Origin of the sequence: [Phormidium] sp. LEGE 05292, assembly GCF_015207735.1 — a bacterium.
Lineage (GTDB): Bacteria > Cyanobacteriota > Cyanobacteriia > Cyanobacteriales > Aerosakkonemataceae > Floridanema.
In genome coordinates, this window is sequence record NZ_JADEWG010000190.1 from 1 (window position 1) to 10,578 (window position 10,578).

Sequence of the window (10,578 nt, forward strand, 5' to 3'; positions counted from 1 at the left end):
GGGACAAGGGGACAAGGGGACAAGGTGAATTTTACCTTCTGCCTTTCTTACCTTTTGCCTTCTGCCTTTCTTCCCTTCTGCCTTCTACCTTCTGCCTTCTGCCTTTTGCCTTCTGCCTTTCTTGCCTTCTGCCTTCTGCCTTCTGCCTTCTGCCTTTCCTGATATAATCGCCTTTCAAACAAGCAAAAGCTGTTTGGAGAAGAAAAAATGTCAGATTGGCGGGAAATAAGTGGTAGCATTACGGCACCGAGAGGGTATCGGGCGGCGGGTATTACGGCGGGATTGAAGGCTTCGGGATTGCCGGATTTAGCGTTAATTGTGTCGGATGAAGAAGCGATCGCAGCTGGAGTTTTCACCACCTCTGTAGTCCGCGCTGCGCCAGTGGACTATTGTCGGCAAATATTGCAAACTAAACCCAGTGCCAGAGCGATTCTTTGCAATTCTGGACAAGCTAACGCTGCTACAGGCTCACAAGGCATGACTGATGCAGAAGAATGCGCTCAAGTTTTGGGAGAAGCTTTAAATATTCCTGCGGATTCGATTTTACTCGCCTCGACTGGCGTAATCGGTCAAAGAATTAAAATGGATATCTTAAAAGCTGCTATTCCCCAATTAGTTGCTTCCGTTTCCGAAACTGGCGGAGACACAGCAGCAAGGGCAATTATGACTACGGATACTGTTCCGAAAAGTATTGCTTTAGAAACTACCATTGATGGTCGTCCAGTGCGAATTGGGGGAATTGCCAAAGGTGCGGGGATGATTCATCCGAACATGGCAACAATGTTATCTTTTGTTACTTGCGATGCCGCTGTTTCACCTTCTCTGTGGCAAGAAATGCTCTCTCGCGCCGCTGACAAAACTTTTAACCAAATCACAGTGGATGGCGATACTAGCACCAATGACAGTTTAATTGCTTTGGCAAATGGTCAATCCCGCACTCCGGCAATTACGGAAAAGAGTCCAGAAGCAGAGAAGCTAGAAGCAATGTTAACCGCAGTTTGTCAACATTTGGCTAAGGCAATGGCGCGGGATGGCGAAGGTGCTACTTGCTTAATTGAAGTGGTAGTTTCTGGCGCATCAGACGATCGCGCAGCGCGTCAAGTTGCCAGAACGATCGCTGGCTCCTCTTTGGTCAAATCTGCTATCTTCGGTCGTGACCCAAATTGGGGTAGAATTGCGGCTGCGGCTGGTCGTGCAGGTGTGCATTTCGACCAAAAAGATTTGCAAATTAGGTTAGGTAATTTCCTGTTAATGGAAAATGGTCAACCTTTACCTTTCGATCGTTCTGCGGCTAATGAATATCTCAAAAAAGCAGCGTCGGGTACTTTTTTACAAGATGACACAGTGTTAATTTCTGTCAGCATTGGTAACGGTAATGGCTCTGGCAAAGCTTGGGGCTGTGACCTGAGTTACGATTATGTGAAGATTAACGCTGAATATACAACTTAATTCGTTACTTTTTGCTGGGTTTTTGTGAAGTAAACCACTTCTAAAGTTAAAATTTCTCAGAAGCTAGGAAAAAGGGGTAAGGGGGAAAGGTTGGGAACATTCTTTCCCCTTGATAAAAACAATACTTTGGCGCAGTAAAACTGTATGAGTAAATTTTCTCAGTAAATTTCCGTATTTTTCACTTATTTTAAGATTTTTGCGGAAATAATTAAGTAAAAGTGCCGATCGATTCAAAGTTATGTTTATTTTTGCAATTAAACTATATATAACTATGATTAATAACACTTTTTTTATTGATTTTCCCTTAAAATTATGGATAATTTATAATTTATATTAAAATTAAATATATTTATCTATACAAATTTAATAAATTGGTTTATATTTTTAATTAGATATTACTCAGTGCTTGCAATCATTAATGATTCTCTAACTAAATTGGACAATTGTCAATATTGAAATACCAGGTTCTAGTTTGATTTTCAATCAAAAATGATCGCGGTCAAAAATTTGCAGCCAAACGATCTATTTATACATGGTTAACTTTTAAGCGAAAAATCCTTAAAATTACCAAAACTAAATATATCAAGTTGCAAGATTGTAAAATTTTTTGTTCGGTGCTTGCTGAAATTAAGAATAGACAATCATCAAGTAAAGGAAACTAATTACAATGGCTGATATCGAACAATTTGTCAGCAAGGAATTGAGTATAAGGGGGTTAGAATTAATTCTGAATAGCCCAATTTTATTGATTTATTATCTGATATATATTCTACTAATTTATTTAGTATGTCAATCTAAATTCCCCGCTTTTCCAGCCTGTATCCAATCATTCAAGTTTCACTTTTTCCCTAAAAAAATTACCCGAAGAAAAGATTACTTAGCTTCAGTAGTAGAAGAGATGAGAGCTATTTTACAAGCTATTCCTGATGGAATATTTTACATAGACAGAAGTTACCGAGTTACAGATTATCAGAATACAGCAGCAAACTTAAATTTACATTTACCTAATCAAAACTTTTTAGGAAAACATTTATCTGAAATTTTACCAACAAATGTTTTTGCTCAATATAAAAATGCGATCGCGCAAGCCAGACAAACTCAAACTCAAGTTATTATTGAATATGACTTAACTTGTGCAGACAGACGAACAGGTTGGGAAGAAGCTCGCCTAATTCCTTGGAAAAATGACCAAATTCTGGCTATAGTTCGTAACATTAGCACTCACAAACTTACAGAAGAAGCATTACGATCCAGGGAAGAACAATATAGTCGAATTATGGAAACTTCTGTTGAGGGAATTTGGGAGATAGATCCTCAAGAAAACACTACTTTTGTTAATAATAAAATAGCCACAATGCTGGGCTATACCGTCGAAGAAATGATGGGAAAATCATTTCTTCAATTTATAGCTCAAGAAAGCAAAGTTATTGCCAAAGAAAGAATCAAACTTTGCTTTCAACATATTAGAGAACAGCAGGATTTTAAATTTCAGCGTAAAGATGGATCGGATTTATGGGCGATCGTATCTTGTTCACCAATTCATAAACAAACAGGAGAATATATTGGTACATTGATTATGGTAACTGACATTACGAAACGTAAAACAACAGAAAAAGCATTATGGCAAAGCGAAGCCACAAATCGGGCAATTATTGATGGAATTCCCGATTTATTGTTGCGGGTAAAAAGAGATGGAAGTTGCCTAAACTTCATTCCTCCCAAAGACTCTTCAGCTAAAAATTACGTACCGCTCGCTACCCACCTTTCCGAATTACTTAAACCAGATATTCTGCAAAAACAGTTAGAATATATAGAAAAAGCACTAACTACTAAAGAAATTCAAATTTACGAACATCAACTCGTAAAATACGACAAAATTGCTTATGAAGAAATTCGGATTTCGCCTTGTGGTAAAGATGAAGTATTAATTATAGTGCGTGACGTTACTCAGCGCAAAGAAGCAGAGCAAAAAATTCATTTAGCACTGGAAGAAAAAGAAATTTTACTTAAAGAAATTCACCATCGCGTCAAAAATAACCTTCATGTAATTGCTAGCCTCTTACATTTACAAGCTCATAGTATTAACGATCCTAATCTCTTAGAGATTTTTAATGATAGTCAAAATCGCATCTACACAATGGCATTAATCCATGAGCAATTATATCAATCTGAAGATTTAGGAAAGGTGAATTTAGATAAATATATTCAGCAGTTAATTGGTAATCTTTGCACATCTTTGAATAGCAGTTCCAAAAGTATTAAACTAATTGTCGAAGCTGAAGCATTATCATTTAATTTAGAGACAGCTATTCCTTGCGGTTTAATCATTAATGAATTAATTACAAATGCTTATAAACACGCCTTTACTAATGGTCAATGTGGAGATGTTAAAGTACAATTATTTCAATCGGAAAATCAGCAATTAAATTTAATTGTGGCAGATAATGGAATTGGCATTCCAGCGACTGTAGACTGGCAAAATCCTATTTCTTTGGGATTGAAACTAGTCAAGATTCTCGCCAAGCAATTGAAAGCTAATTTAGAATTTGATTTTCAATCTGGGACTGTTGTTAAATTAACCTTTAAGCAGTTACAGTATAAACGAAGGATTTAAAATTCCTAGTTATAGCGATCGCCAAAGCGGTTAGGACATTTCTCTATTCCCTGTTCCCTGTTTAGTAGTTATCTTTAAATCAAAATATGATGACCTAACCAATGTGTCCGTTGCTATACTTAATCAAAAATCATGTTAATGGTTATCGCAAAAAATAAACATGAAAAAAATTAAACTCCTTATAGTTGAAGACGAGCTAATTGCAGCCGAAATTATTTCCCGAAATCTCAAACAACAAGGTTATGAGGTAGTAGGTGTAGTTAGTACGGGTGAAGAAGCTATTCAAGAAGCGATCGCTAATCATCCAGACTTAGTATTGATGGATATCATGTTACCAGGAGATATTGACGGCATAAAAGCAGCAGATACAATTCATACTCAACTCCAGGTTCCTATAGTTTACATGACTGCTTATGCCGATAATGATACTTTAGAAAAAGCCAAGCATACAGAACCTTACGGTTATTTAGTTAAACCTTTTAAGCCGCAAGATATTCGCACTACTATTGAAATTGCTTTACAAAGATATGAAACTGAAAAAGCAATGGCAAATCGTTACACTGCACAAATTCAAGTGGCTCAAGAAAAATTGCAACAATTAAATCAAGTACCAAAATTAACGTTATTAGAAAAACAATTTAATCAAATTATTAATGCTCTGAATTCAGTAAAAAATACTCAGAGTATTGCTTCGGTGTTTTGTTTACGTTTAGATCGTTTACCAAAACTCAACAACATATTAGGTTATCAAGAAAAAGAATTATTGATGAACTTATTATTAGAAAGATTAATTGATCGTTTAGGCGAGCGCGGAATTTTAGCTAGGTTAAATAATGATGAATTTGCGATCGTCCTCAATCCTCTAACACATAAACAAGAAATTAGCTACGTCGCTCAACAAATTCTCCAATTATTTAACGAACCTTTATTGATTAATTCTCAAGAATTTTTTGTCACCGCCAGCATCGGAATCGCAAATTTTAATGATGATGGTTATGAATTAGAGGAATTAATAAATAATAGCAAAAAAGCCATGAATTATGCCCAAAATATTGGGGGAAATCGCTATGAATTTTATCAAAAATTATTCAGTATAGATTGGGCTAACGAACTAGCAATAGAAGTAGATTTGCGTCATGCTATAGAACGTCAAGAACTGCAACTTTACTATCAACCAAAAGTAGATTTACGCACAGGTGAAATTGTCGGTGCAGAAGCTCTTTTGCGTTGGTATCAAGAAGCGAAAGGATTTATTTCCCCAGCTAAATTTATTCCCATAGCTGAAGAAACAGGTTTGATTAAACCAATCAGTGATTGGGTTTTGCAAACAGCTTGTAAACATACAAAAGCTCTACATCAAGAAGGATTAGGATTTATCCGTGTTGCAGTGAATTTATCAGGTTATCAGTTCAATCAACAAGAGTTACCCCAACAGTTACTTAAAATTATCTTAAGTGCTGAGATTGAACCCAAATGTATTGAATTGGAATTAACGGAAAGTTTGTTAATTGCAGATGTTACTTTAGCAGTTAATCAATTAAAATTATTGAAATCATTGGGGATTAAAATTGCGATCGATGATTTTGGCACCAGATATTCTTCACTAAACTATTTGCAACAACTACCATTTGATATTTTAAAAATCGATCAGTGTTTTGTTCGTGATGTCGATCGAAATAGCAAAAAGAAAGCCATTACTAAAACGATAATTGATATGGCTCATCAATTAGGTTTAAAAGTAATTGCTGAAGGAGTGGAAACAGAAGGAGAACTGCAATTCCTTCGCCAAAATGGATGTGATGAAATGCAAGGTTACTTATTTAGTCATCCCCTGCCATTTCAGGATTTTAAACAATTAGTTAAAAGCAAGGCAATTTTATCTATTAAATAACTTCTAAATCCGATTATTCAACCTGAATCAGGAATTTGTAACTCTGCTAAATATTTGGCGCTTTCTTCCGGTAAAGCCGGATTAATATACATCCCACTTCCTAATTCAAAACCAGCAGTAATTCCCAACCGAGGTACAACAGCTAAATACCAGTGAAAGTAATCTTTTGCAAATGAGTCAGTGGGAATAGAACGAATAGAATAATTATAATCTGGATTATTTAAACCATAGTATAATTTGGCTAACACAGTTTTCAAAGTAAAGGCAAGATCCCAAACTTCGGCATCAGTAATTTCATCAAAAGACGAACTATGACGACGGGGAAAAATCCAAATATGAAACGGAGAAAGCGCCGCATAAGGAATAAAAGCAACAAAGTGTTCGCTGTTTACAATGATTCTTTGATTTGCGGCTAATTCGTCTTGCAAAGTTCGGCAAAACAAACATTCTCCGGTATCATCGAAAAATCGAATTGCCTCTTCAATGCGAATGCGAATTTGTGATGGTACAACCGGAGTAGCAGCAATTTGCGAGTGAGGATGTTCTAGAGAAGTACCTGCTCTTTCGCCATGATTTTTGAAAATAATAATTGCTCTGACTCTCGGATCTTTTTTAATTTCTTGATAGCGTTGGCGGTATAGTAAAATAATATTAGCTACATCTTCCACAGGTAGCAAAGCAGTAGTTAAATCATGGCGAGGGTGTTCAATTACTACTTCGTGAACACCTATGGCTTCTATAGAACGGTAAATTCCTTGGATGGTCATTACAGGTTCGCCTCCAGTTATTAAGGCGGGAAATTTGTTCGGAACAGAACGCACTTTCCAATCATTACCATTACTAATTCGACCACATTCAATAGGTGTACGTTCCTCATTTCCTCCACAAAAGGGACAATTTGCGCTGTAGGATGATAGCACTGTTTTGACAGGTTTTGGAGTAACTAATTCATCGGGTCTTTTCGCTCTCTCAGTAGCAATGATTACCCAATCTCTAGTAATTAGGTTACGTCTGATTTCTGGCATATTTTTAAGATTTATTTGTCAAATTTGCAATTTGTATTGTGCCGGAGAACAACACCCCAAACCTAAGTTAGCTCTCTATTTTTGTTTATGCAATTAATCTAGCTTTTTTAGGGAAGAAGTTTTTAAATGATGATTCTAAATTATTTTAAATTACTATTAATATGTATTTTTTGTCAAGGGAAAAGGATAAAACTTAAAAGCGAAAGGGGAAAGGATTTTTTTCTTTGTTAGCCCTTACCCCTTCCTTTTTCTCTTAAGCTAAAGCCTTTTGCTTTCTTAATTTATCGCTGCATTGCTTTTTGAAAAGCAGGGCGTTCTGTCACCCGTTTCATATAATCTAGAACAGCCGGATAGGGGTTGAGATCAACTTCCTTCAAGACCATAGGAATGTAGGCTAACATCGATCCCACTGCCACATCTGCTACACTAAACTCTTCACCTAACAAAAAAGGTTGTTTTTCCAAAATTGAGTTTAATGCAGTCATTAAGCGGGGCATTTCCCGATCGCGATTTGCCTCCACAAATACCCCAGGCCCCAGTGTAGCATTAGCAAACAAAACCCACTGAGCCAAAATAGCTTTATACTCCGGGGAACTAGACAAATTGCCGTACTTTTCCGCCAGATACAACAGAATAGCACCCGACTCCCAAAGTTGAAAATCCCCATCCACAATTGCCGGGACTTTTCCTACAGGGTTAATTGCTAAATACTCAGGTTGTTTGTGTTCCCCATTTTTCATATCCAACAAAACGAACTCATAAGGAACACCCAACTCTTCCAGATACCATTTAACAATTCCCGCCCGACTAAAGGCTCCGCCGTATAATTTCAACATCTTGGATCAACTCAGTAAATCTGTTAAAGTGTCTTGTGTGTATATTCGTGCTGCTTCACATTATCCTCAGTACGGACAATGCGCTGAGAATTCAACACCCGCTTACGTTCTACAGAATAATTAAAATCTTGGCGGGTTGTACCTTGGGGAATATGGGATTGGGCAACCGGACGACTTTTGTAAGTACGCGCCGCTGCGATCGCTCTTTCCGCAAACTCATCACAAAACTGAGCATCAGGAGGAAAATCTGCTGGTAACTGCGGTATTTCACTGGGTAAAACCGCCCCCAAAGTAGTCGCACCAGCAAATTGATAAGAAGTAGGAATGCCTTTAATCAATGCTTCTAGCGCCGCAGAAGGAATAGGTTCCACCACAGAAACCTGATGTACTTCTCCATCTGCTTTCAGAAAGCAAGTCGCTAGTCCCAGCACCACATAATCATCAGCTGACACATCAGAAGCTTTAGCATTTAGGAAAGCGGTTGTCATGGTAATCTCACATTGAGCAACAAAGATATCTGTCCAATTGACTGTCTATCAGTTTGGATCTTACCGCGACCCGGACTCTAAGCATATCGGAATCAAACAGAGTTTCACTACGTATTATTACGTTTTTGGGGACATAAATCTTTCCGGATCGAGTACAGAAACGTCAGTAGAAATTCCAAAGGTGCAAATTATAGCATCTAATCCTATTTCAGGAATGCTGTTAATCCAATCTGTAGCTTGTACTCAGTGGACAAATAGCAAATTGACCACTAAATGTTATCACTCTCTGAACTAATCACTAGCAATGACAGTCTTTATTACTAAAGACACATCTACAAGTGACACAAGAGATAGAGAGATTTTGAGTCACAAGTTTCTAAAGTGTAAGGTGTGGAACAAAAGTTAGCTTAAGCGATTGTAGGGATCAGATGAACACAAGCTATTTCGTTGACAACCAAGATTGTTTCAAACATCAAGCCTGCGCGAACGTTCCATCGGCAAACACGGCTTTTTACCCTAACCGATTTGATTGTCCAAGTCAAGAAGGCAACTCTTCAGTCACACCCAGTTTGGCATCCACTCACGTAGAACTAGAAACTAGTCTGCGGAAATTAGCTCAACACAAAATGCTTCAAGGGGACTACTCGGAAGCCATTGCGATGATAACTTGTTTGCTCGATCGCCACCCGGATAACGCCAACGATTACAACAATCGCGGATTTATTTATTATCAAAGCGGTGAACTAGATGCCGCCTTAGCAGACTATAACAAAGCAATTCAACTCAATCCCGACTTAGCAGCTGCCTATAATAACCGCGCTAATTACTATGCTGCCAAAAAAGAATTAATGAAAGCGATCGCAGATTATGACCGCGCGATCGATCTCAACCCCCTTCATGTTCGCGCTTTAATTAATCGGGGCATTACCTATAGAGAATTAAAATTATACAATCAGGCTCTAGAAAACTTCGACTTCGCCTTAAGATTAGGACAACTCCAAGGACAAGCTTGGAAAGAACGGGGACGCACCCACCACCTGCGGGGTGACTGGAATTATGCGATCGCCGACTATCGCCGTGCCCTCCCCTTCTTCCCCGAAGGTCGCCAAAAACAGCAAATTCAAACCTGGATCGACGAAATCCTCAGTCCCTTTCAGTTTTAGCTTAAACAGGAAGGGTCGCCATATTGCTCCCCTTTACCTGTTACTCTAAACAAATCCGAAAAATTAATCGGAAATGGTTACTTAATCTATCTCCTGAACCTTTTTATCATCTTTGTCCAGCAAAATAATCTGACGGCGTGCAGGATCGACTAAATGACTCTGTTCGCGGATAATATTTTTTGCTTGTTGCGGATCGGAGGTACGCTTGTACTCAGATTGCAAGCGATTAACCCGCTGCTCAGTTTCTTTAACTTCAAACCTAATTTCTTGTAACTTGGTTTGTATTGATTGGTGATAAGGCAATAAATGTACCAAGCTAGAAACTGCTACTCCAGAAATAAATACATTTACTGCTAATTTAACAGTTGTTTCTAAAGGAAGTGCATCAGTTTGCCGAGTTTGCAACTGTCGCACTTTTTGGCGCACAACTTTTGGAGATTCTACAGGTTCCAGGTGTGGTCTTGACGGTTGAATTGCGTTCATGATCCTGAAAAGCTTTTTTCCTAAACTACAACCAGGGCTAAGTCGCTAAGGAAATGGAAAGCTGACGTTCATACCTGACTGAGATGATGACATTCCACACCAAAAGTGAGGCAAGCATATCTTACAGTGTGGTAGGAAGCAAGCAGCACGGTATATCCTAGCAGTTGATTGCAGCTAGTACCAGACTATTTACACTATTTGTGCCGATCTGAGAACTCCACATTCAATTACCCAGATACCCTGACAGCCGCTTCCTCCTTTAAATGCCCAGAAAAATTCCACCCTTGGCAGGGTTATTGAGAGGCAAGAGACAAGAGAGAGGTATTTTGCCCAATTCCCATCTCAAGCTTCTCAAAAACCCCCATTCCCTAGACGGGAGTTGTTTATTTATAGAGTTCTGTTGCCAGACGGAAAGCGAGAATTCCAGGAATCAACGCTACAACAAGGGCTACGAACACTTGGGTATCGGATATAGACATATTGCTCATCTCCTGACTTAGGGGTTGTTCGTTCACCAATTTCCGTCAAACTGTCCCCTTTTTGGAATACTTTGTAACAAGTTGCAATAATTTGGGACAAAGAGACAGGGGGGCACAGGGGCAGGGAGACAAGGGGACAAGGGGACAAGG

At 38.3% G+C, this 10,578-nt stretch carries 9 protein-coding genes; 4 read left to right on the forward strand and 5 right to left on the reverse strand.

Translation table 11 applies throughout. From position 1 onward, the window contains the following. Nucleotides 1-207 precede the first annotated feature (207 nt). The 3 genes from argJ (at nucleotide 208) to IQ264_RS28875 (ending at nucleotide 5,954) form a co-directional block, all read left to right on the forward strand. Entirely contained in the window at nucleotides 208-1,449 is a 1,242-nt protein-coding gene (gene argJ / locus IQ264_RS28865) for a bifunctional ornithine acetyltransferase/N-acetylglutamate synthase (RefSeq protein ID WP_193985505.1), read from the forward strand. An 898-nt stretch (nucleotides 1,450-2,347) separates the two neighbouring features. Continuing rightward, nucleotides 2,348-4,063, forward strand: a complete 1,716-nt coding sequence (locus IQ264_RS28870; RefSeq protein WP_193985507.1) for a PAS domain S-box protein — start codon at nucleotides 2,348-2,350, stop codon at nucleotides 4,061-4,063. Between the two features lie 160 nt (nucleotides 4,064-4,223). Then, on the forward strand, nucleotides 4,224-5,954 hold the full coding sequence (locus tag IQ264_RS28875) for a putative bifunctional diguanylate cyclase/phosphodiesterase (RefSeq protein WP_193985509.1): 1,731 nt from the start codon (nucleotides 4,224-4,226) through the stop codon (nucleotides 5,952-5,954). Between the two features lie 17 nt (nucleotides 5,955-5,971). On the opposite strand, the gene galT is transcribed toward IQ264_RS28875, so the two are convergent. The 3 genes from galT to IQ264_RS28890 form a co-directional block, all read right to left on the reverse strand. Next, nucleotides 5,972-6,979 (reverse strand): galactose-1-phosphate uridylyltransferase, encoded by a 1,008-nt coding sequence (galT, locus tag IQ264_RS28880; RefSeq protein WP_193985511.1) that lies wholly within the window; start codon nucleotides 6,977-6,979, stop codon nucleotides 5,972-5,974. Between the two features lie 281 nt (nucleotides 6,980-7,260). Beyond that, a complete protein-coding gene (locus IQ264_RS28885; protein ID WP_193985513.1) occupies nucleotides 7,261-7,815 on the reverse strand; it encodes a glutathione S-transferase family protein in 555 nt (184 codons plus the stop codon). 23 nt (nucleotides 7,816-7,838) lie between these two features. Further along, complete coding sequence (locus IQ264_RS28890; RefSeq protein WP_193985515.1) at nucleotides 7,839-8,303, reverse strand: hypothetical protein; 465 nt, start codon at nucleotides 8,301-8,303, stop codon at nucleotides 7,839-7,841. Between the two features lie 428 nt (nucleotides 8,304-8,731). On the opposite strand from IQ264_RS28890, the gene IQ264_RS28895 reads away from it, so the two are divergent. Continuing rightward, entirely contained in the window at nucleotides 8,732-9,466 is a 735-nt protein-coding gene (locus IQ264_RS28895; protein ID WP_228061902.1) for a tetratricopeptide repeat protein, read from the forward strand. An 81-nt stretch (nucleotides 9,467-9,547) separates the two neighbouring features. On the opposite strand, the gene IQ264_RS28900 is transcribed toward IQ264_RS28895, so the two are convergent. Both IQ264_RS28900 and psaM read right to left on the reverse strand, forming a co-directional pair. Continuing rightward, on the reverse strand, nucleotides 9,548-9,949 hold the full coding sequence (locus IQ264_RS28900) for a hypothetical protein (protein WP_193985517.1): 402 nt from the start codon (nucleotides 9,947-9,949) through the stop codon (nucleotides 9,548-9,550). 383 nt (nucleotides 9,950-10,332) lie between these two features. Then, nucleotides 10,333-10,428 (reverse strand): photosystem I reaction center subunit XII, encoded by a 96-nt coding sequence (psaM, locus tag IQ264_RS28905; protein WP_073596774.1) that lies wholly within the window; start codon nucleotides 10,426-10,428, stop codon nucleotides 10,333-10,335. Nucleotides 10,429-10,578: the final 150 nt, after the last annotated feature.

Excerpts from the sequence above, each read along its gene's own strand:
- IQ264_RS28890 (WP_193985515.1), bottom strand. The coding sequence starts at position 8,303 with ATGACAACCGCTTTCCTAAATGCTAAAGCTTCTGATGTGTCAGCTGAT.
- IQ264_RS28870 (WP_193985507.1), top strand. The coding sequence starts at position 2,348 with ATGAGAGCTATTTTACAAGCTATTCCTGATGGAATATTTTACATAGAC.
- IQ264_RS28895 (WP_228061902.1), top strand. The coding sequence starts at position 8,732 with ATGAACACAAGCTATTTCGTTGACAACCAAGATTGTTTCAAACATCAA.
- galT (WP_193985511.1), bottom strand. The coding sequence starts at position 6,979 with ATGCCAGAAATCAGACGTAACCTAATTACTAGAGATTGGGTAATCATT.
- IQ264_RS28875 (WP_193985509.1), top strand. The coding sequence starts at position 4,224 with ATGAAAAAAATTAAACTCCTTATAGTTGAAGACGAGCTAATTGCAGCC.
- argJ (WP_193985505.1), top strand. The coding sequence starts at position 208 with ATGTCAGATTGGCGGGAAATAAGTGGTAGCATTACGGCACCGAGAGGG.
- IQ264_RS28900 (WP_193985517.1), bottom strand. The coding sequence starts at position 9,949 with ATGAACGCAATTCAACCGTCAAGACCACACCTGGAACCTGTAGAATCT.
- psaM (WP_073596774.1), bottom strand. The coding sequence starts at position 10,428 with ATGTCTATATCCGATACCCAAGTGTTCGTAGCCCTTGTTGTAGCGTTG.
- IQ264_RS28885 (WP_193985513.1), bottom strand. The coding sequence starts at position 7,815 with ATGTTGAAATTATACGGCGGAGCCTTTAGTCGGGCGGGAATTGTTAAA.